Genomic DNA, 20,621 nt, shown 5'->3' with positions numbered 1-20,621 from the left:
ACCGCACCCTGGGCCGGACCGGCCGCGGGCCCGAGCCTGAACCCATGAGCGAATACGCGAACCTGAAGGACCGCACCGCCCTCGTCACCGGCGCCGCCAGCGGGATGGGTGCGGCCACCGCCGAGCTCCTGGCCGCCGCGGGCGCCCGGGTGGCCCTGCTGGCCCGCCGCCGGGACCGGCTCGAACAGCTGGCCGCGGCGACCGGCGGCCTGCCCGTGGTGGCCGACATCACCGATCCGGGCGCGGTCGCGGCCGCCGTGCGGACCGTGCACGAGGCCGTCGGCCCGGTCGACCTGGTGGTCAACGCGGCCGGCGTGATGCTGCCGAACCCGCTCGACGCCGGCCGCGAGGACGAGTGGGTGCGGATGATCGACACGAACCTGACCGGGGCGCTGCGCATCATCCGCGGCTTCGGGCCCGACCTCGTCGCCGCCGCGGCGGCGGGGCGCCCGGCCGACCTGGTGAACGTCTCGTCGATCGGCGCGCACGTGGCGTTCCCGGCCTACGCCGTCTACGGCGCGACGAAGGCCGCGCTCACGCACCTGTCGGCGACGCTGCGCACGGAGCTCGGGCCGCGGGACGTGCGGGTGACGAACATCGAGCCGGGCCTGACCGACACCGAGCTGGGCGGGCACATCGACAACCCCGAGCTGTCCGGGCAGCTCGCCGGCATGTTCGGCGCGATCGGCCCGCTCGCCGCCGCCGACGTGGCCGACCTGATCGCCTACGCGGTCAGCCGGCCGCGGCACGTCAACCTGCGTCAGCTGGTCGTACTGCCGACGCGTCAGGCGTAGCGGGGTCCCGCTCCAGCTGCTCGAGCACCCAGCGGGCCCAGTCGCGCTGCAGCGCGTAGTACCGCCGCCCGAACTCGGCGGCGAAGCGCGCGTAGCCGTGCGGCTGGCCCGGGGGCGTGAACTCCTCGATGGTCTTGATCGCCTGGTCCAGCTCGCCGACCGCCTCGTCGCTCTGCCCGGCCATCTGATCCACGAGCACGCGCACGTCGGGCAGGTCGAGCGAGGACAGCATGAACAGGCGCAGCACGAACTCGTTGCGGGCCGGGGCCTCGCCGAGCGGGCTGAACATCCACCGGCGCAGCTCCCCGCGGCCGGCGTCGGTCACGCCGTACACCTTGCTGCCCCGCGAACCCTCGTCCACGACCTCGACGAGCCCGTCGGCCGTCATGCGCTTGAGCTCCGGGTAGATCTGGCTGTGGCCGGCGTTCCACGCGTGGCCCGCGAGCGTCTCCTCGAAGCGCTTGGTGAGGTCGTACCCGTTCTGCGGGGTGTCGGCGAGCAGCCCCAGCAGGGCGTGGCGGAGGGACATGCGACAAGCCTAACCTGTCGTATCCGACATGTCGAACGCGACATGACGGTATTGACATGTCAGACATGACATGTAAAAGTTTTCATATGGATGACGACGAGCGCGGGTACACCAGCCCGGTGCCGGACGAGATCGAGGCCCGTGATCTCCCGGTCGAGGGGGCCCTCCCGCCGGAGCTCACCGGGCGGTACTTCCGCAACGGCCCGAACCCGCGCCCGGGCGACTTCGCGCCGCACTGGTTCCTCGGCCGGGGCATGCTGCACGGCGTCCGGCTGCGCGACGGGCACGCCGAGTGGTACCGCAACCGCTGGGTCGACGCCGAGGGCGAGCCGAACACGTCGGTGCTGCACCACGCCGGCCGTCTCTTCGCGCTCGTCGAGGCGGCGCTGCCGGTCGAGATCGACCGCGAGCTCGGCGTGCTCGGCCCCTGCGACTTCGGCGGCCGGCTCACCACCGCGATGACGGCGCACCCCAAGGAGGATCCGGCCAGCGGTGATCTTCATTTCTTCGGCTACAGTGCGCTGCCGCCGTACCTGACGTACCACCGGCTCGACGCCGACGGCCGGCTCGTGGAGAGCCGCGAGATCGAGGTGCCGGGCCCGACGATGATGCACGACTTCGCCGTGACCGAGCACCACATCGTCTGGCTCGACCTGCCGATGGTCTTCGACGCCGACCTGCTCGGCAAGACCATGCCGTACCGCTGGAGCGACGACTACGGCGCAAGGATCGGCGTGATGCCCAAGTCGGGCGGCGTCGTGCGGTGGTTCGAGGTGGAGCCCTGCTACGTCTTCCACGTCGGCAACGCCCGCGAGGACGCGGCCGGGCGGGTCGTGCTTGACGCGGTCCGGCACGCCGGGGACCACCGCCGGCTGCACCGCTGGACGTTCGACCCGGCGTCCGGCCGCGTCCGCGAGGAGGGGCGCGACGACCGGCAGATCGAGTTCCCCACGATCGCCGACACGCTGACGGGGCGGCCCAACCGGTACCTGTACGCCGTCGAGGCCGACACGGTGCTGAAGTACGACGAGGTCTCCGGCACGGTCGACACCTGCTCCCTCGGCGCCGGCTGGCACGTCGGCGAGGCGGTGTTCGTGTCCACTGTGGAGTCGAACGCCGAGGACGACGGGTGGCTGGTGTCCATCGCCACCCACGACGACCCGGACGTCGCCTCCCGCCTGCTCGTGCACGACGCCACCGGCCTGGCCGCGGGCCCGGTCGCCACTGTCCATCTCCCGCGCCGGGTGCCGGCCGGGTTCCACGGTCGCTGGATCGGAGACGCGCGATGAACAAGACCCCCGGCCTCCTCACCATTCTCGCCTCGCTGCTGTGGGACGTGGGCCTGTCGCTGGCCGCCTACTTCGTCGCGCACTGGCTCGGTGCGAGCGACTACGTGGCCCTGCTCTGCGGGTCCCTCGCCGCCCTCGTGCGGGTCGTGTGGGTCGCGGCCCGCACCCGCAAGTTCGACGTCTTCGCGGCCGTGATGCTCGGCGTGTTCCTCGTTGGCCTGGGCCTGTCGTTCCTGACCGGCTCGCCCAAGTTCCTGCTCGTCAAGGAGTCCTTCGGCACCGGCATCGCCGGCCTGGCCTTCCTGGTCTCGTGCTTCGTGGGCCGCCCGCTGATCTTCTACGCCGCGCTGCGCATGCAGGAGGGCGACCCGGACCGGGCCGCGGAGTTCGAGCAGCGGTGGCAGCAGTTGCCCGGCTTCCGGCGCAACTTCCGCATCATGTCCGCGGCCTGGGGCGCCGGGCTGCTCTTCGACGCCATCGTGCGCATCCCGCTGGTGCTGAGCCTGCCGACGTCGGCCGCGGTGACGGCCTCGACCGTGCTGTTCATCGCCACGACCGTGCTGCTGGCGCTGTGGAACGTCCGCTTCGTGAAGCGCATCCAGGCCGGGCCGCAGCCGGAGCTGAAGCAGGCCTGACGGCGAAAGCCCGAAAAGCCGGGTCACGAAAAGTCGGGCGCTCCGCGCCGCGACTTTTCGGACTTTTCTCCCGACGGGTCTTATGACGGATTCAACGCCGGCTCGGCCGGGGCCGCGGTCTCCGCGACCTTGCGCGCCTTCGAGCGCATGAGCAGGATCGGCACGAGCGTCAGCGCGGCGGCGCCGGCGGCCCACCAGAAGGTGGTGCCGAAGGCGTCGCCGAGCGCGTCGAGGGAGCCGGCGCCGGAGGCGTTGCGCTGCAGCGCCACCGCCAGCACAGCCACCCCGAACGAGCCGCCGACCTGCTGGAACACCCGCACCGCGGTGGTGGCGTGCGGCATCGCGGCGCGGTCGAGCCCGGAGAAGACCCCGGACTGGGCGCCCACGATGACGCCGCCGAAGCCGGCGCCGCCGAGCGCGATGAGCGCCGCGATCTCCCACTGCCCCGTCCCGGCCGAGAGCCGGGTCAGCGTGAGGGTGACGCCGAGCAGCAGCAGCGAGCCGGTGAGCGCGACCGGGCGCGCGCCGAAGCGGTCGGCGAGGCGCCCGGCGACGATCAGCGACAGGGCCGAACCGATCCCGTGCGGGGCCATGAGCAGGCCCGCGTGCAGCGGGGAGAAGCCGTGGACCTGCTGGTAGTACAGCGGAATCAGCAGGATCGTGCCCAGTAGGGCCATCATGCCGAGCAGCATCACGACCGCCGAGGCCGCGAAGTCGCGGCTGCGGAACAGCCGCAGGTCGACCACGGGATCGGCGGTCCGCAGCGCGTGGACGACGAACCAGCCGAGCAGGGCGACGCCCACCGCCAGCACGAGCAGTGTCGCCGCGCCGAAGCCGCCGTCGGTGCCGGCCCGCGACAGGGCCCACACGATGCCGACGAGGGCGGGGGAGAGCAGCGCGAGGCCGAGCACGTCGAGGCGGGCCGGGCGCTCGATCCGCTCGACCGGCATCACGCGCACGGCCGCCCACGCCGCGAGGGCGCAGATCGGCAGGTTGACGAGGAAGATCCAGCGCCAGCCGGGGCCGTCGACCAGCACGCCGCCGAGCACCGGGCCCAGTACCGGCCCGAGCAGCATCGGCGCGCCGACCAGCGCCATGACCCGGCCGAACTGCTGGCCGGCGGCCCGGCGGGCCATGATCGTCTGGAACAGGGGCATGAGCATCCCGCCGCCGGCGCCCTGCACGACCCGCATTGCGATGAGGCTGCCGGCCGACCAGGCCAGCCCGCACAGCAGCGAGCCGAGCGTGAACAGCCCCAGCGAGACGAGCCACGCCGACCGCGCGCCGAAGCGGTCGATCGCCCAGCCGGCCACCGGGATCACCGCGGCCATCGCCAGCAGGTACGCGGCGCTTACCCACTGCACGGTGCCGAGGTCCGCGCCGAAGTCGCGCCGGAAGCTCTCCAGCGCGATGTTGACCATCGTCGAGTCCATCTGGACCAGGAACACGCCCAGCAGGATCGCGCCGATGAGCGCGAGCAGATCCCGGGGCAGTTTCTCCGCCATCTTCCAGCTCCTCCGTACGGCGTACCGAGTTGCGATACAGCGTATCGCTGACCGATACACCGTATCGCAATCTCGTACGCCATACAATTGCCGCGTGACCGACGCCCGGGGACCGCTCTGGACCCGCCCCGCCGCGGCGAAGCCGGAGAAGCTCACCCGCGAGGCGGTGGTGGCCTGCGCCGTCGGGCTCGCCGACCGCGAGGGGCTCGAGGCCGTCTCGGTGCGCCGCGTGGCCGCCGAGCTCTCGGCCCGGCCGATGAGCCTGTACTCGTTCTTCAAGCGCAAGGACGACCTGGTGGACCTCATGGTCGACCACGTGCTCGGCGAGATGCTGGTCGACGAGGTACCGGGCGGCGACTGGCGCACGGCGCTCAAGGCCGTGCTGCACCGCCAGCTCCAGGTCGGCCGGCGGCACCTGTGGATCATGGGCCAGTTCGGCGCCCGGGCCCCGATCGGCCCCAACGCGGCCCGCCACGCCGAGCAGTCCCTGGCCGCGATCGCCGGCCTCGGCCTGCCCGGGGAGCGCGCGGTGCGCCTGCTGCGCGCGGTCGACACCTACCTGTGGGGGTTCGCCACGCTGAGCGGCCAGGAGCTCGAGGCCCGGCGGCGCGACCAGCTCACCGAGGAGGAGTGGCGCTCCTCCACCGACGAGTACTTCGCCGGCCTCGTCGCCACCGGTGACCTGCCCTACCTGGCCGAGGCCGGGCGCCACGGCCTGATGCGCGGCGGGGTCGAGGAGTGGGTCGCGGACTTCGACGAGGGTCTGGACTGGTTGCTGGACGGGTTCGCCGCCACCCTGCGCTGACGGCCGCTCAGCTCGCGTGGGGGACGTGCTCAACTGCGCGGACCTGGCGATGTACCGCGCGAAGCAGGACGGCCCCGGGCGGGTCGTCGTGTACGAGCCGGCCATGCGCGCGGCCGCGCTGTACTACCTGTCGCTGCGGGCCGACCTGCAGCGGGCGCTCGCGGGCGGGGAGTTCGCGCTGCAGTACCAGCCGCTGGTCCGCCTCGACACCGGTCCGTCGTCGGCGTCGAGGCGCTGCTGCGCTGGCGGTCTCCGGAGCGCGGCGTCGTCGCGCCGGGCGAGTTCCTGCCGATCGCCGAGGAGTCGGGGCTCATCGCCGACATCGGGCAGTGGGTGCTCGCCAGCGCGGCCCGGCAGGTCGCGGCCTGGCGCCGGCGCCGGCCGGGCCTGACGCTCAACGTCAACGTCTCCGGGCGCGAGCTCGTCCGGCCCGGTGCCGCCGCTGCACCGCGCGGCCTGAGCCGGCCGGGCGGTGCAGCGGCGGCGGAGGGTCAGCGGCCTTCCAGCGACTTCACGTTGTCGCCGAAGGACCAGCCCTTCGAGCCGTCCCAGTTGATCGACCACGTCATGAGGCCCTTGATGCCACTGACGCTGTTGTACCCCTGCGACACCAGCGACGGCGCCATGTACCCGCCGCCGGCGCCCGACTGCGCGGGCAGGCCGGGGACCTGCTTGTCGTACGGGACCCGGATCGTGGTGCCCTGGATCGTCAGGCCCGAGTTCAGGCACTGCGTCTGCACCGTGAAGCCCTGGACCGTGCCGGCCGAGTACGAGTCGCCGGAGCAGCCGTACATGGAGCCGTTGTAGTACTGCATGTTCAGCCACCACAGGCGGCCGTTGTCCAGGTACTTCTTGATGATCGGCAGGTACGAGCCCCAGATCGAGCCGTACGTCACGCTGCCGCCGGTCACGTACGCCGTCTCCGGAGCCATGGTGAGCCCGAAGTTCGACGGCATCTGGGCCAGCACGCCGTCGATGATGCGGATCAGGTTGGCCTGCGACGTCGAGAGCGTGCCGATGCTGCCGCTGCCGGTCAGCCCCGTCTCGATGTCGATGTCGATGCCGTCGAAGTTGTTGGCCTTGAGGATCGGCACGATCGTGGCGACGAACTTGTCCGCCACCGCCGAGGAGCTCAGGTCGATGCCGGCCGCGGCCCCGCCGATCGACATCAGCAGCGTGGCGCCGTTGGTCTTGGCCTGGCACATCTCGGCCGGGGTCGGCACCTTCACGCCCGCGTCCATGCCGTTCTCCCACAGCACCGTGCCGTCGGAGCGGATGACCGGGAAGGCGAGATTGATGACGTTGTACCCGTGCTGGGCGATCCGGCTGTCGGTGATCGGGATCCAGCCGAGGCCCGGGTGCACGCCGTTCGAGGCGCCGTCCCAGTTCTCCCAATACCCCTGCAGCACCTTGCCGGACGGGCGCGACTTCACCCCGCAGCTACCGGTGCCGCCGGTCGGCGTCGGCGTCGGGGAACTGGTCGGGGTCGGCGACGTGGTGCGGCTCGGCGACGTCGACGGCGACGGCGAGTTCGTGCGCGTCGGCGACGGCGAGGCGGTGGCGGTCGTGCCGCCGCCGGTGCAGGTGCCGAGGTCCTTCCACAGCGACGGCGTGGCCGCGGGGTTCCAGCCGGCGCCCACATAGGCGGTGTGGGTCACCAGCGCCTGGTACGTGTGGCCGTTGTACGTCACCTGCGTACCGACCGTGTAGGTGTTGCCCTCGGCCCAGACCGGCGCCGAACAGGCGGCGGCGGCGACGTTGGTGGCGGCCTGGGCCCCGAGTACGGGCGCGAGGGCCAGCGCCGTAATGAGAGCCGCGGCCGCCCCGGTCACCAGGGCGAATGTGCGACGACGAGATCTCACGGGACCTCCTGCCCATCGATGGATCGATGAGCACGGACGCTATCAGTTAACACTATTAAATGTAAGAGTCGGCTGCCTTAAGGCTCGCTGCGCCGCTCCTCGTGCGGCCAGCCGCGCCCGCGGGGGTGACGGTGACTACGCCAGTCGTACCTCGCGCCGCCCGATCTCGCCGGGGTCGCCGACGATATCGATCGCGGTGACCAGTCCATCGACGACGGTGAACAGGAAGAGCCCGCGGACGTGCCCGCCGGGCGCCCAGGCCCAGGCGGCCGCGCCGTCGACGAGCGCCTCGTCGGCCCCGCGGGCGCGGCCGGTGAACGCGCGCGCCACGCGGTGCGCCCCGGTCTCGGTCGCGAAGAAGCCGACGCCCCGGGCTACGTGGTCGGGGCGCAGCTCGGCACCGGGTGCGAGGAGCGCGAGCAGCGCGTCGAAGTCGCCGCGCCGCGCCGCTTCGAGGAACGCGGCCACGACCTCGTGGTGGGCCCGGCCGTGCGTCGACGACGCCGCCGCCCCGTCGCCGTTTCGCACGCGCCGTCGCGCCCGGCTTGCCAGCATCTTGGTCGCGGCCGGGGTTCGCCCGATGATCGGCGCGATCTCCTCGAACGGCACCGCGAAGATGTCGTGCAGCACGAACACGAGCCGCTCCGCGGGCGCGAGGGTGTCGAGCACGATCCCGAGCGCGGCCCCGACCGACTCGGCCAGCAGCGCGTCGCGCTCCGGATCGGCGTCGCCCGCCGCGTCCTCGTCGAGCTCCTCGGTGCCCCGGTGCCGCCGCGCCCGCAGCAGGTCGAGGCAGATCCGCCCGACCACGGTGGTGAGCCACCCGCCGAGGTTGGCGACCGCCGCCGCGTCCGCGCGGGCCAGCCGCAGCCAGGCCTCCTGCACCGCGTCGTCCGCCTCGTCGGCCGAGCCGAGCAGGCGCAGGGCCATCGCCCGCAGCCGCCCCCGGTGCTCCTCGAACCGCCGTGCCAGCTCGTCCATGCTTGTTACCTTCTCCCGCCCGGCTCCGTCACCGGTCTGACGAGTACCACCCGCCGGACGTAACAGGGAGCCCTCAGATGTCGAAGACCGTGCTCGTGACGGGCGGCACCGGCCGCCTCGGATCGCTTGTCGTGCCCCGCCTGCGGGCCGCGGGCCTGACCGTGCGCGTGCTGAGCCGCCGCCCGGGCGCGGACGCGCGCGGCGACCTCGCGACGGGCGAGGGCCTGCCCGTGGCGACCCGCGGCGCCGACGTGATCCTGCACTGCGCCACGGCCCCGAAGGGCGACCCGACGGCGACGGCGAACCTCCTGTCCGCGGTGCCGGGCCGCCCGCACGTCGTCTACGTGTCGGTGGTGGGCATCGACGCGATGCCGGCGTGGGGGTACACCGCGGGCAAACTGCGCTGCGAGTCCCTGATCGCCGAGAGCGGCCTGCCCTACACCGTGCTGCGCGCCGCCCAGTTCTACGAGTACCTGCTCGCGCCGATGCGCCGCATGGCCCGCTGGCCGCTCATCCCGGTACCGGCCGGCTTCCACGTCCAGCCGGTGGACGCGACGGAGGTCGCGGACCGCCTGGTCGAGCTGGTGCTGTCCCCGGTGCCCGGCCGTGCCCCGGACCTGGTCGGCCCGGCCCCGCTGACGTGGGCGGGCATGCAGCGCGACTACCTCCGCGCGACGTCCCGTCACCGCCGGGTCCTGCCGCTGCGGATCCCCGGCACCGCCAAGGTCCGCGCGGGTGGCCTGCTGCCGAAGGAGCCCTACGCGACGGGCGCCATCACCTGGGCGGACTACCTGGGCCGGGTGGGTACGGAACGGCCCCGCCGCTCGTGAGCGACGGGGCCGTGGTGCTCGTCGTGCGGGTCAGCCGCGCTCGCGCGGCGGCTGGGCCCAGGGGTTGTCGCCGCGCGGAGGCGTCTGGGTCTCCTCGGCGTCGTCGCCCGCACCGGTCTGTCCCGCGGCCGGTTGCGCGCCAGTGGCCTGGGTCGCCGCCCGCTCGGCCGCGATGCGGTCGAGCTGGGACTGCGCCGCGGTCGCCCGCCGGTCGGCCTCGCCCCGCGCGAACGCCGCGCGCCGCTCGGCCGCCTCCGACGGGCTGAGCGTCTGGCCGCCGAACCCGAAGTTGGCGGTCTCCTCGGCATCGTCCACCGGAGCCTCGAACCGGGCGGTGGCCTCGTCGTTCCCGCCACCGTACGGCCACAGCGTCGCCGCATCCGCGCCCGCACCGGACTCGCGCGCGGACATGTCCCGGGCGACCGCCGAGGAGTCGTGCCGCAGCACCGTCGTGGCCTCGTCCGCCCCCGAAGCCGGAGGCTGGAACGTGGTGCCGGTGTCGCCGCTCGGCGCGGGCGCCTGGAACGCGGGATTCCCGTCCCCGCCGGGAGCGGGCGCGTGGAACGCGGTGGTGGCGTCCTCGCTCGGGGCCGGGGGCCGGAACGTGGGGTCCGCGTCGCCGCTCGGGGCGGAGGTGCGGAACGCGGTGCTGGCGTCCTCGCTCGGCGCGGCCCGGAACGTCGTGGTCGCGTCGCCGCTCGGGGCGGGTGCACCGTAGGCCGCGGCGTCGTCGCCCGGGAGTGCGGTGGTGGCGTCCTCGCTCGACGGCGCGGGAGCCTGGAACGCGGTGGTCGCCTCCTCCACCGGCGGCTGCGGGGCCATCGGCTGGAACCGGCCCCGTCGCTCGTCGGAGTCGTCGCCGGGTGCGGCCGCGTACTCCCCGTTGCCGGCCGCGTGCCGCGGGCGCGGTGCCGCGGGCGACTGTGAACCGGGGTGGAACGCCTCGGTCTCCTCTTCCTGACCCGGCCGCGAGGGCACCGCGAACCCGTCGAACGAGGGGCCGGCCAGGAGCGAGCGCTCCTCGGCGGCGGGCCCGCGGGCCGCGCGAGAGGGGAGCCCGGCGGACGTCTCGCCGGCGCCGGAATCAGAGCCGACGCCCGAGCCGACGCCCGAATCAGAGCCGGAGCCGGAGGCCGAGCTTGCATACAGCGGCCGAGTCGCCTCGGTCTCGGTTTCGTCCACGGTCTCGTCCTCCGCCGACCCACCCGGCGCCGGAACGACGGGCCATGAGCCGGACGGCGTGAGGCCGGCCGACGACGCGTCGCCGGAGGCGGGCGAGGCGGGCACCGGCCAGGAGGGCGGAGCGTCCTCGGCCGGCGGCGGCGAGCTCGCCCCGCGGCTGTACCCGACGGCCCCGGTCGCCGCGTCCTCGGACTCCGCCCGGCTCCCGGTTTCGGGCGTCAGCCAGGAGGGGTCCCCGGCGGCGGCCGGCGGGGTGGAGACCGGCGGCGCGGCCGCGGGCGACGGCGGCGTGAAGACCGGCTGGGGCGCAACTCCGGGCGGGGCCGGCGGGAACGGCCCGGGCGGCGCGGAGGTAACCGGCGGCGGCGCGGCGGAGTAGGAGGGTCCGGGCGGCGCCGGGGTGACCGGCGGGGCCGCGGTAAAGGGCGTGGGACCGGCGGCAGGCCCCGACCCGGCGTAAGGCCCCTGCGCGCCGTAGGGCGCCTGCCCGGCCGAAGACCCGGGCGGACTGTAGGGCCCCTGCGGGCTGTACGGCGCTTGCCCGGCCGAAGGCCCCTGCGCGCTGTAGGGCGCCTGCGCGGCAAAGGGCGCCTGCGCGGCAAAGGGCGCCTGCGCGGCAAAGGGCGACTGCGGCGGACCGGAAGCGACCGGAGGCGCCGCGGCGTAGGGCGACTGCGGCGGCCCGGACGTGACCGGCGGCGTCGCGGCGTACGGCGACTGCGCGGGCCCGGGCGGGCTCGACACCGGCGGCGCCGCGGCGAACGGCGGCGGGGCCGAACCGGGCGGCACGGAAGCGCCGGGCGGGGCCGACACCGGGGGAGTGGACACCACGGGCGGCGCCGGCACGAACGGCGGCGCCGCGAACGGCGACCCCGAGGAGACCGGCGGCGACGACACGGAACGGCCCGGGTACCCGCCACCGGAGACGGGCGGCACGGGCTGGGTCTCGTCACTCGGCGGCGGACCCCCGAAGCCACCCGGCCCCGGCAGCACCGTGGTCGCCGCGGCCGGGAAGCCGGCGGCGGCCGGGAACGCGGCCGTGTGCGCCGGCGAGTAACCGGGGCGCGCGGCCACCGGCGGCGTCGAGGCCGGACCCTGCCCGAGCGGGTACTCGTGCACGTCGGCCGGTCCGTCCGCCCCGACCGCGCCCAGCGCAACCACGGTCGGCCAGGTCCGCCAGCGCTTCACGCTGAAGGCGGCGATCAGCAGCGCCAGGCCCAGCACCGCGGTGGTGCCGTTGACGATCGGCAGCCGCAGGTCGACGGTGAGGCTGGCGATCTTGAGGTCGCGCGGCAGGCTGTTCATGACCGACAGCGGGTCGATGAACAGGCTCACGTACGTCGCCAGCAGCGCCGCGCCCGCGACGATCGGGCCGACGGGCGAGATGCGCAGGGTGGCGATGAGGCCGATGAGCAGGCCGGCACCCACGAGGTACGCGGCGGGGACGATCAGGTCGACGGAGTCGAAAGAACCGTTCTCGACCCACTTCGCCACGGTTTCCGCGGATTTCTGCTGACCGATCGCGATCAGCAGCCAGGCGATCGGGGCGATGAACATCCCCGCGATCAGGCTTCCGACGTGTCGCATGGCTCGCACCGTACCGTCTTTGGCATGACCGAGCACACCGCCCGTCCGACCAGCCGTCCGACCGGTTACTCGCGGGTCACGCTGAGCCGGATCATGACCCCGGTCGACGTCAACCTGTACGGCACGGTCCACGGCGGCGTGATCATGAAGTTCATCGACGACGTGGCCGGCGCCGCGGCCGCGCGGCACAGCGGTGGCACGGCCGTGACCGCCTCGATCGACGAGATCGCGTTCCTCGAACCGCTGCGCGTCGGCGACCTCGTCCACGCGTTCGCGCAGGTCAACTGGACCGGCACGAGCTCGATGGAGGTCGGCGTCCGCCTCGAGGCCGAGCGCTGGGACGAGGTCAGCGAGTCCGCCCCGCTGGTCGTCGCGACCGCGTATCTCGTCTTCGTCGCCGTCGACGCCGACGGCAGGCCCCGCCCGGTCCCCGCGGTCGTCCCCGACTCGCCGGCGAACGAGGGCCGGTGGCGGGAGGCGGAAATCCGGCGGGAGCACCGGCTCGCCCGCCGGGACGCGATCCAGAAACATCGATCGAACCGATAGGGCCGAAAAGAACGGCGAAAAACCGGGAACAGCGCGGCGGGTACCGGACAAGAAGGTGTGTGGACCCGGAAGGCAACCTCTTGATCGCGGACGGCTTCACCGCCCTCTACGACCGGCACGCGCGGGCGCTCTACCGCTACTGCGCGCGCCGGGTGGGGCCGGATCGGGCCGAGGACGTGGTGGCGCAGACGTTCCTGGTCGCGTACGAAAAACGCCACACCCTCGACCCCGGTACCGACCCGCTCCCGTGGCTGTTCGGCATCGCCACCAACGTGTTGTTCCGCCACCGCCGCGACGAGGTTCGCGGCTACCGGGCGCTGGCCCGGACCGGCGCGGACCCGTTGCTGGCGGCGACGTCGGCGGAGAGTCATGCGACCCGGACGGACGAACGGGTGGACGCCGGACGGCAGGCGCGCCTCATCGCGCGGGTGCTCGCCAAGCTGCCGGCCCGCCAGCGCGACGTTCTGCTGCTGTTCGCGGTCGCCGACCTGACGTACGCGGAGATCGCGGAGGCGCTGCACCTGCCGTTCGGCACGGTGCAGTCGGCGCTGCACCGGGCCCGGACCAAGTTGCGCAAGGCACTCGACGAGGCGGAGCGAACATGAGCACTGACGATAAGGACCTGATGGCGCTGCGGGGCTTCCGCCGCGACCTGGACGACCCGCCCGAGGGCGTGCTCGTGCGCGGGCGCTACCGGCTGGCGGGCAGCGAGCACCGCCCGCCGACCCGCCGCCGCCAGTGGCTCCTGGCGAGCGCCGGCGCGGCCGCGGCCCTGACCGTGGTCGTCGGCGCGGCCGCGGCCGTCAACAGCGCGGGGAACCGGACGGACGGCGGCGGTCAGGCCCCGGCGCAGGGGCCGGCAACGGCCGCGGGCCGCCCGAGCACCGGTGCGACCGCGGACCTCCCGGTCACGATCGGCACCCGGGCCCCGCTCGACGCCAAGGTCACCAGCGACGGGGGCGCGACGCACGCCAAGGCGGTCGCCGCGATGGATCGCCTGGCGAACGCGGCGGCGGGCGGCCAGCCGCTGGCGGTGCCGGCCGGCCAGGCGCTGTACGTCAAGACGTACAACCTGGTCCCCGGCGCCGAGAAGTACATCCACGAGATCTGGATGGACCCGTCCACCCTGGCCCCGCTGCGTATCCGGCGCACCGACGGCGACCAGACGACGGACATGCCGAGCACCCAGGATGAGATCGACCAGGCCACGGCCCAGGCCCCGGGCCTGTACCGCCCGACCGCCGACTACCTGGCGAGCCTCCCGGCCGACCCGGCGCAGCTCATCTCGCGCTGGCGGCAGTGGGCGCAGACCACATACCCAGACCGCCCGGCCGACGGCATGATCTGGAAGGACGTCTTCGAACTGGTCAACTACTCGGAGCCGTTCTGGACCCCGCAGCAGCGCGCCACCATCTACAAGGCCTTCGCGCTGATGCCCGATCTCAAGGCGACCACGGCGAAGATCGACAACCGGCCGTACGACCTCGTGTGCATCGACCGCGAGCCCAACGGCGGCGGCACCATCGACTGCGACCTGTTCGACTCGGCCACGGGCCGCTACGCGGGCACCGCCTGGCCGGAGAAGAACCTGGCCCTGAAGCCGGGCAGCATCGGCCTGGTGGATTACGGCACGCAGCCCCGCCCGGCCGTCGGTGTCCGGGCGAGCACGCCGCCCAAGACGACCGGTTCCCCGCATCCCGGCAAGTCCTGATCAACCGTGGGCCGCCCCTACCCGATCGAGGGATCGGGTAGGGGCGGCCCACACTGAGCGAGCGTTCACGCGTACCGCAAGATGGACCAATGGCGAAGGTGCTCTGGGAACCCCCGACGGACGTGCGTGACCACACCCGCATCGGGGCGTTCCTGCACTGGCTGGAGGCCGAGCGCGGCCTCGCCTTCGCGGACTACCAGGTGCTGTGGCAGTGGTCGGTCGACGAGCCGGCCGCGTTCTGGGGCGCGATCTGGGAGCACCTCGGCGTGGTCGCGCACGTCGCGCCGGCCGGCACTCTCCCCGACGCCCGGATGCCCGGCGCCGAATGGTTCCCCGGCGCCCGCCTCAACTACGCCGAGCACGTGCTGCGCATGCCCGGCGTCGCCGACGGCGACCCGATCGTCGTGGCCCGCTCGCAGACCCGCGGCCCCGTCGAGCTGACCGCGGCCGAGCTGCGCGAGCAGGTCCGCCGGGCGCGGGCCGGGCTGCGCCGGCTGGGGGTCGGCGAGGGCGACCGGGTCGCGGCCTACGCGCCGAACATCCCCGAGACCTTCGTGCTCCTGCTCGCCGCGGCCAGCCTCGGCGCCGTCTTCTCCAGCTGCGCCCCCGAGTTCGGCACCCGCTCCGTGGTCGACCGCTGGCAGCAGATCGAGCCCAAGGTGCTCGTCGCGGTGGACGGGTACCGCTACGGCGACAAGCCCATCGACCGCACCGGCGAGGTCGAGGCCATCCGCCGGGCCCTCCCGTCGGTCGAGCACGTCGTGCGCATCGGCTATCTCGACCCCGCGAACGACGACTGGGCCGCGCTCACCGGCGCCACGGACGAGCCGCTGGAGTTCGCGGCGGTGCCGTTCGCGCACCCGCTGTACGTCCTCTACTCCTCGGGCACCACCGGCCTGCCGAAGCCGATCGTGCACGGCCACGGCGGCATCCTCCTCGAGCACCTCAAGATGCTCGCCCTGCACCACGACCTCGGCCCCGGCGACCGGTTCTTCTGGTTCACCACGACCGGCTGGATGATGTGGAACTACCTCGTCTCCGCCCCCGCCGTCGGCGCCGCGGTCGTCCTCGTCGACGGCAACCCGGCGCACCCCGACCTGGGCTGGCTGTGGCGGGTCGCGGAGGAGACCGGCACGACGTACTTCGGCACCTCCGCCCCCTTCCTGCTCTCGTGCCGCAAGGCCGGCCTGGTGCCGAAGGACTTCGCGGACCTGAGCCGGCTGCGCGGGGTCGGCTCGACCGGCGCGCCGCTGCCGCCCGAGGGCTTCGAGTGGGTCTACGAGGCCGTGTCCGGCGACGTGCTGCTCGCGTCGGCCTCCGGCGGTACCGACGTCTGCACCGCCTTCGTGGGGGGCGTGCCGCTGCTGCCGGTCCGGGCCGGGGAGATCGCCTGCCGGGCGCTCGGCGCGCGCGTCGAGGCGTTCGCGGCCGACGGCACCCCGGTCATCGGCGAGCTCGGCGAGCTGGTCATCACCGCCCCGATGCCGAGCATGCCGGTCGGGTTCTGGGGCGATCCCGACGGCCGCCGCTACGCCGAGGCGTACTTCGGCACGTACCCGGGCGTGTGGCGGCACGGCGACTGGATCACGATCGACGAGCGCGGCGCGTGCGTCATCACCGGCCGCTCGGACGCGACCCTGAACCGCGGCGGCGTCCGGCTCGGCACGAGCGAGTTCTACTCGGTCGTCGAGGGGCTGGACGAGGTCGTGGATTCCGTGGTGGTACACCTGGAAGACCCCGAGGGCGGAGCCGGTGAACTGCTGCTGTTCGTGGTCCTGGCCGACGGGCTGACCCTCGACGACGCGCTGCGGTCGCGCATCGCCCGGGAGCTGCGCACCGCGCTCTCCCCGCGGCACGTCCCCGACCAGGTTTTCCAGGTCAAGGCCGTGCCGCGGACGCTGTCGGGCAAGAAGCTGGAGGTACCCGTGAAGCGCATTCTCACGGGAACGCCGGTCGAGCAGGCGGCCGCGAAGGGCGCGCTCGCCAACCCGGAGTCCCTGCAGTATTTCGTCACGGTACGGGCGTAGCCTGCTCGGACGCGGCCCGGTCGGCGAGCTTGGCCGGGTCGCTGTTCACGCTGAGCACGATGCTCGCCCCGGCCGCGAGCGGGCCGAGCAGCCACTCGACCGGGTCGGGGTGGGCGACCGCGTCGACCAGCAGCCGGCCGCCCGGGTAGGCCAGCTTCCGCGCCCGCTCCACGAGGTCCTCGGTCCCGGCCCCGCCGGGCGGCCCCGGGTAGTGGTCGCCGAACTGCCGCACCTCGGCCACGTAGTCGGCGAACCCGTCCGGCACCCCGCCCCGCATCGGCAGGCCCATCGGGGCGAGCCCGAGCACGTACCGGTCCGCCGGCCCCGGCGCCCCCGTCTCCGCCGCCTTCAGCGACGCGAACTCCACGTCGGCCCCGGCGCCCGTCGGCTCCCCGTAGGCCACGCTCAGCCCGGCCGTCCACGCGCCCAGCAGGACCGCCGCCGTCTGCCAGTGCGGGGGCAGCCGCACCGCGGCCACGTCGCCGGGCCCCAGCCCGCACCCGTCGACCAGCAGGTTCGCGGTCTTCGACACCCAGTTGGCAAGCGTCGCCCCGGACAGTTCCGTTCGCTCGCCGGTCGCGTCGTCGTAGAACGTCAAGAACGGAAGTGACGGGTCTTTGCCGACAATTGCCGCAAAGAGTGAAGGAACTGTATTCCCCATATGTCCAATTAATCCCTTCCATAGCATCTCACCGGATTTCTAGCGAGATGGGGCAAGCGAGATGGGTGTCTGGGCAACGCGACGATACCGGCGCAGCAGGCTGGTCGCCCTCGCCGGCTGCGCGCTCGCCCTCCTCGCCGCGGGCGCGATCGGCGGCGGCGCCGCGGCCCGCCCGCCCGAGCCGCCGACCGCCCCGGAGGGCCTCACCGCGCCGGTCGAGTGGGCCAACCGGCGGCCCGGGCGCCGGGCGGCGAGGGCGTGCCGACCTGCGTCACCCAGCTCGCGCTCGGCGACTTCGACCGGCCCGCGGACGGGGTGAGCGCCCAGGGCGGGGTGCTCGAGGACGTACCGCTGGCCGACGGCTACCACCGGACCACCCGCAGCCGGACGCTCACCGTCACCCGCACCTCCTCCGCCCCCTTCAGGGCCGTCGGCGTCACCTGGCGCGAGACCGACCACGTGGGCGCGGTCAGTGTCGCCGTGCGCCACCACACCCCGGGCGGCGCCTGGAGCGCGTGGCGGACCGTCGGCCCAGGCGTGCGGCTTCAACACCGGCACCGCCGGCATCGCGATGATCGGCGACTACCGCGCCGCGACCGTCCCGCCCGCCGTCGTGGAGTCGGCCGCCCGGTACACCGCCTGGAAATTTTCACTGAGCCAGGCCGTCGACCCGCGCGGGAGCGTGACGCTCACCGGCGGCGGGTCGACGTCGAGGTACCCCGTCGGCACCACGGTCACCGTCCCGCGCGTGTTCCCGCACCGCCGGACCAACCCCACCGAGCGTCCCGGCGACCGGGGGATGGACTTCGGGGCCGAACGAGATCGCGGTGCCGGCCGACTACAACGGCGACGGCAAGGCCGAACCGGCCATCTGGCGCCCGGCCACCGGCCTGTGCTCGACGCGGCCGTGTGGTCGCCGGCGACCCAGCAGTTCACCCGTCGCCGGGCAGGCGCCCGTGCGCCTCGGCGACCCGGGCGACACGCCGGTGCCGGGGCAGTACGACGGGGACGGGAAGGCCGACCTCGCCGTCTACCAGGAGGGGTGGTTCGATGTGCGCGGGGTGGGCAAATACGTGGTCGGAGCGCCCGGCGACGTACCGATGCCGCTGAATTGAGCTTTCTTGAGGAAGATTTGAACTTCACGACCGACGCGTGAGTTGATTCAGGCTGAATCCTGGGTGGAACTCACGATGCGAGTCGCGTCGTGGACATCGATCACCGGCGGATCGGGCGTAGGCTTTGCCGCGAGAGAGTCTCGCACCGAAGTTCCGCATCGAGTTCAAAGGGAGTGCCACGTGACCCCCGGCCGACCGCCACGCGTGCTCGTAGACGCCACGAGTGTCCCTGCCGACCGAGGCGGAGTCGGGCGCTACGTAGACGGTCTCCTGGGCGCGCTGGGAGAGCTGGACGCCGACCTGGCCGTGGTGTGTCAGCGAACCGATGCGGAGCGTTACGGGCGGCTGCTCCCCGCCGCGCGGATCATGTCGGCCCCGGCCGCGGCCGCGCACCGCCCGGCCCGTCTGGCCTGGGAGCAGACCGGGCTGCCGATACTCGCCCAGCAGGTGGGCGCCCAGGTGCTGCACTCGCCCTTCTACACCTGCCCGCTGCGCGCGGGCTGCCCGGTGACCGTCACCGTTCACGACGCGACGTTCTTCACCGAGCCCGAGCACTACGACAAGTCCCGCCGCACCTTCTTCCGCTCGGCGATCAAGACGTCGCTGCGGCGCGCCAGCCGGGTGATCGTGCCCAGCAAGGCGACCCGCGACGAGCTGATCCGCCTGCTCGACGCCGACCCGACCCGCATCGACGTGGCCTACCACGGCGTCGACCCGCAGGCGTTCCACGCGCCCAGCGACGACGAGAAGGCCCGCGTGCGCGCCCGGCTGGGGCTGGGCTCGACGGAGTACATCGCCTTCCTGGGGGCCAAGGAGCCGCGCAAGAACGTGCCCAGCCTGGTGCGCGGCTGGGTCTCGGCCGTGCGTGACCGGCAGGACCCGCCCGCGCTGGTGGTCGCCGGCGGCCAGGGCCACGACGACGAGATCGACGCGGCCATCGCGGAGGTGCCCAGTCACCTGCGGCTGCTGCGCCCGGGCTACCTGCGCTACGCGGACCTGCCCGGCTTCCTCGGCGGCGCGGTCGTCGCGGCCTACCCGTCCTTCGGCGAGGGCTTCGGCCTGCCGATCCTCGAGGCCATGGCCTGCGGCGCGCCGGTGCTCACCACCCCGCGGCTCTCGCTGCCGGAGGTGGGCGGCGACGCGGTGGCGTACACCGGCCCGGGCCCCGACGAGATCGCCCGTGACCTGGCGGCGCTGCTCGACGACATGGAGCGACGTAACGCTTTGGCAAAGGCCGGCGCCGCGCGCGCCAAGGAGTTCACCTGGGAGTCCAGCGCCGAGGTTCACCTCGCCGCCTGGGCTAGAGCCGCCGGACCGCGCGGTTTCTGACCCCGGGTGACCTTCGGTGTCACCCACCGAAACAATCCGAGGCGATTTCGGTAATGGTGTTGGCACCCCCGAGTTGTGGAAAGGTGCCCTTTTCCGGGCATGATGGGCGCGTGTTCTACGCGGTGATTCCTGCAGGTGGCAGCGGCACGCGGCTCTGGCCGCTGTCGCGAGCCCGCCATCCGAAGTTTCTCCACGCCCTCACCGGCACCCCGTTGTCGCTGCTGCAGGCGACGTACAGCCGTCTCGAAGGCCTGGCGACGCCCGAGTCCACCTACGTGGTGACCGGCGTAGCGCACGCGGCCGCCGTGGCGCGGCAGCTGCCGGGCCTGCCGGAGGGCAACATCCTCGTCGAGCCGACGCCGCGCGACTCGTGCGCCGCGATCGGGCTCGCCGCGGCGGTGATCGCCCGCCGCGACCCGACCGCCGTCATGGGCGCCTTCGCCGCCGACCAGCTCGTGCGCGACGTCCCCGCCTTCCAGGACACCCTGCACCGGGCGATCCAGGGCGCGGCGGACGGCCTGCTCATGACGATCGGCATCACGCCGACGCACCCGGAGACCGGCTACGGCTACCTCCACGTCGGCGAGCCCACGGGCAGCGGCGACGTGTGCAAGGTGGCCGAGTTCGCGGAGAAGCCCGCCCTCGATGTCGCCCAGCGCTACGTCGACTCCGGGGAGTACCTCTGGAACGCCGGCATGTTCGTGTGGCGCGTCGACGTCTTCCTCGACGAGCTCGCCCGCCAGCAGCCGGCCCTGTACGACGGCCTGCGGCGCATCGCCGAGGCGTGGGAGACGCGTGAGCACGAGGAGGTCCTGGCCGAGATCTGGCCGGGCCTGACCAAGATCTCGGTCGACTTCGGGGTCATGGAGGGCGCGGGCCGCGCCGGCCTCGTCGGCACCGTGCCGGGCAACTTCGGCTGGAACGACGTCGGCGACTTCCACACCCTCGGCGAACTGCTCGAGACCGACACCGCGGGCAACGTGGTGGTCGAGCTCGGCGCGGCAAACGACGACCCGGCCACCACGGCCAAGCCGACGGTCCTGATGCAGGACGCCGAGCGAGTGGTCGTGGTGCCGCGCTCGGGCCGTCTGGTCGCCGCGGTCGGGGTGAGCGACCTCATCATCGTCGACACGCCCGACGCGCTGCTGATCTGCCCGCGCGCACGGGCCCAGGACGTCAAGAAGCTGGTGGACTCGCTGAAGGAGCGCGGCTCGATCGAGCTGCTCTGAGCCC

Annotated in this window: 19 protein-coding genes and 1 pseudogene; 13 read left to right on the top strand and 7 right to left on the bottom strand. The window is 73.5% G+C overall.

Annotated elements, in window-relative coordinates; translation table 11 throughout:
* The first annotated feature begins 44 nt into the window (after positions 1–44).
* Positions 45–794, top strand: coding sequence for an SDR family oxidoreductase (locus AB0B76_RS23165; protein ID WP_360378541.1), 750 nt, complete (start codon positions 45–47; stop codon positions 792–794).
* Here the strand turns inward: AB0B76_RS23165 and AB0B76_RS23160 are convergent.
* Positions 751–1,323: a PadR family transcriptional regulator gene (locus tag AB0B76_RS23160; protein WP_360378538.1), complete on the bottom strand. Its 573-nt coding sequence runs from the start codon at positions 1,321–1,323 to the stop codon at positions 751–753. The genes AB0B76_RS23165 and AB0B76_RS23160 overlap by 44 nt on opposite strands.
* A gap of 86 nt (positions 1,324–1,409) precedes the next feature.
* Between AB0B76_RS23160 and AB0B76_RS23155 the strand changes: the two genes are divergently transcribed.
* Positions 1,410–2,612, top strand: coding sequence for a carotenoid oxygenase family protein (locus AB0B76_RS23155; RefSeq protein ID WP_360378535.1), 1,203 nt, complete (start codon positions 1,410–1,412; stop codon positions 2,610–2,612).
* Positions 2,609–3,247, top strand: a complete 639-nt coding sequence (locus AB0B76_RS23150; protein ID WP_360378532.1) for a VC0807 family protein — start codon at positions 2,609–2,611, stop codon at positions 3,245–3,247. Before AB0B76_RS23155 ends, AB0B76_RS23150 begins: the two co-directional genes overlap by 4 nt.
* Positions 3,248–3,327: 80 nt before the next feature.
* Here the strand turns inward: AB0B76_RS23150 and AB0B76_RS23145 are convergent, their stop codons facing one another.
* Positions 3,328–4,752, bottom strand: a complete 1,425-nt coding sequence (locus tag AB0B76_RS23145) for an MDR family MFS transporter (RefSeq protein ID WP_360378530.1) — start codon at positions 4,750–4,752, stop codon at positions 3,328–3,330.
* 94 nt (positions 4,753–4,846) lie between these two features.
* On the opposite strand from AB0B76_RS23145, the gene AB0B76_RS23140 reads away from it, so the two are divergent.
* Both AB0B76_RS23140 and AB0B76_RS23135 read left to right on the top strand, forming a co-directional pair.
* The gene (locus tag AB0B76_RS23140) at positions 4,847–5,557 is read left to right on the top strand and encodes a TetR/AcrR family transcriptional regulator C-terminal domain-containing protein (protein WP_360378527.1); all 711 of its coding nucleotides are present in this window, start codon (positions 4,847–4,849) and stop codon (positions 5,555–5,557) included.
* 33 nt (positions 5,558–5,590) lie between these two features.
* A pseudogene (locus AB0B76_RS23135) lies at positions 5,591–5,938 on the top strand (EAL domain-containing protein); the annotation flags it as partial.
* 110 nt (positions 5,939–6,048) lie between these two features.
* Here the strand turns inward: AB0B76_RS23135 and AB0B76_RS23130 are convergent.
* A complete protein-coding gene (locus tag AB0B76_RS23130; protein WP_360378587.1) occupies positions 6,049–7,356 on the bottom strand; it encodes a glycosyl hydrolase family 18 protein in 1,308 nt (435 codons plus the stop codon).
* A gap of 198 nt (positions 7,357–7,554) precedes the next feature.
* Positions 7,555–8,400, bottom strand: a complete 846-nt coding sequence (locus AB0B76_RS23125; protein ID WP_360378524.1) for a sigma-70 family RNA polymerase sigma factor — start codon at positions 8,398–8,400, stop codon at positions 7,555–7,557.
* Between the two features lie 77 nt (positions 8,401–8,477).
* Between AB0B76_RS23125 and AB0B76_RS23120 the strand changes: the two genes are divergently transcribed.
* A complete protein-coding gene (locus tag AB0B76_RS23120; protein ID WP_360378522.1) occupies positions 8,478–9,230 on the top strand; it encodes an SDR family oxidoreductase in 753 nt (250 codons plus the stop codon).
* A 30-nt stretch (positions 9,231–9,260) separates the two neighbouring features.
* Here the strand turns inward: AB0B76_RS23120 and AB0B76_RS23115 are convergent, their stop codons facing one another.
* Positions 9,261–11,999: a hypothetical protein gene (locus tag AB0B76_RS23115; protein ID WP_360378520.1), complete on the bottom strand. Its 2,739-nt coding sequence runs from the start codon at positions 11,997–11,999 to the stop codon at positions 9,261–9,263.
* A gap of 24 nt (positions 12,000–12,023) precedes the next feature.
* On the opposite strand from AB0B76_RS23115, the gene AB0B76_RS23110 reads away from it, so the two are divergent.
* The 4 genes from AB0B76_RS23110 to AB0B76_RS23095 all read left to right on the top strand — a co-directional run bounded on the left by AB0B76_RS23110 (position 12,024) and on the right by AB0B76_RS23095 (position 16,283).
* Complete coding sequence (locus AB0B76_RS23110) at positions 12,024–12,545, top strand: acyl-CoA thioesterase (protein WP_360378517.1); 522 nt, start codon at positions 12,024–12,026, stop codon at positions 12,543–12,545.
* A 59-nt stretch (positions 12,546–12,604) separates the two neighbouring features.
* Entirely contained in the window at positions 12,605–13,150 is a 546-nt protein-coding gene (locus AB0B76_RS23105; protein ID WP_360378515.1) for a sigma-70 family RNA polymerase sigma factor, read from the top strand.
* Positions 13,147–14,256, top strand: coding sequence for a hypothetical protein (locus AB0B76_RS23100; RefSeq protein WP_360378513.1), 1,110 nt, complete (start codon positions 13,147–13,149; stop codon positions 14,254–14,256). The genes AB0B76_RS23105 and AB0B76_RS23100 overlap by 4 nt, the downstream gene beginning before the upstream one ends.
* 89 nt (positions 14,257–14,345) lie before the next feature.
* Entirely contained in the window at positions 14,346–16,283 is a 1,938-nt protein-coding gene (locus AB0B76_RS23095; protein WP_360378511.1) for an acetoacetate--CoA ligase, read from the top strand.
* Here the strand turns inward: AB0B76_RS23095 and AB0B76_RS23090 are convergent.
* Together AB0B76_RS23090 and AB0B76_RS23085 are read right to left on the bottom strand one after the other, a co-directional pair.
* Complete coding sequence (locus AB0B76_RS23090) at positions 16,267–16,881, bottom strand: TIGR03089 family protein (RefSeq protein ID WP_360378508.1); 615 nt, start codon at positions 16,879–16,881, stop codon at positions 16,267–16,269. The genes AB0B76_RS23095 and AB0B76_RS23090 overlap by 17 nt on opposite strands.
* A gap of 645 nt (positions 16,882–17,526) precedes the next feature.
* A complete protein-coding gene (locus AB0B76_RS23085) occupies positions 17,527–17,673 on the bottom strand; it encodes a hypothetical protein (protein ID WP_360378505.1) in 147 nt (48 codons plus the stop codon).
* A gap of 98 nt (positions 17,674–17,771) precedes the next feature.
* On the opposite strand from AB0B76_RS23085, the gene AB0B76_RS23080 reads away from it, so the two are divergent.
* The 3 genes from AB0B76_RS23080 to AB0B76_RS23070 all read left to right on the top strand — a co-directional run bounded on the left by AB0B76_RS23080 (position 17,772) and on the right by AB0B76_RS23070 (position 20,617).
* Positions 17,772–18,059, top strand: coding sequence for a hypothetical protein (locus AB0B76_RS23080; protein ID WP_360378503.1), 288 nt, complete (start codon positions 17,772–17,774; stop codon positions 18,057–18,059).
* Between the two features lie 180 nt (positions 18,060–18,239).
* Positions 18,240–19,388: a glycosyltransferase family 1 protein gene (locus AB0B76_RS23075; protein ID WP_360378501.1), complete on the top strand. Its 1,149-nt coding sequence runs from the start codon at positions 18,240–18,242 to the stop codon at positions 19,386–19,388.
* A 110-nt stretch (positions 19,389–19,498) separates the two neighbouring features.
* Positions 19,499–20,617 carry a sugar phosphate nucleotidyltransferase gene (locus AB0B76_RS23070; RefSeq protein WP_360378498.1) on the top strand — a complete coding sequence of 373 codons (1,119 nt, stop codon included), beginning with the start codon at positions 19,499–19,501 and terminating at the stop codon, positions 20,615–20,617.
* Positions 20,618–20,621: the final 4 nt, after the last annotated feature.

The organism is Dactylosporangium sp. NPDC049140, assembly GCF_040648435.1.
Note: the sequence above shows the minus strand (reverse complement) of the source record. Positions and strands in the feature narration are given on the sequence as shown.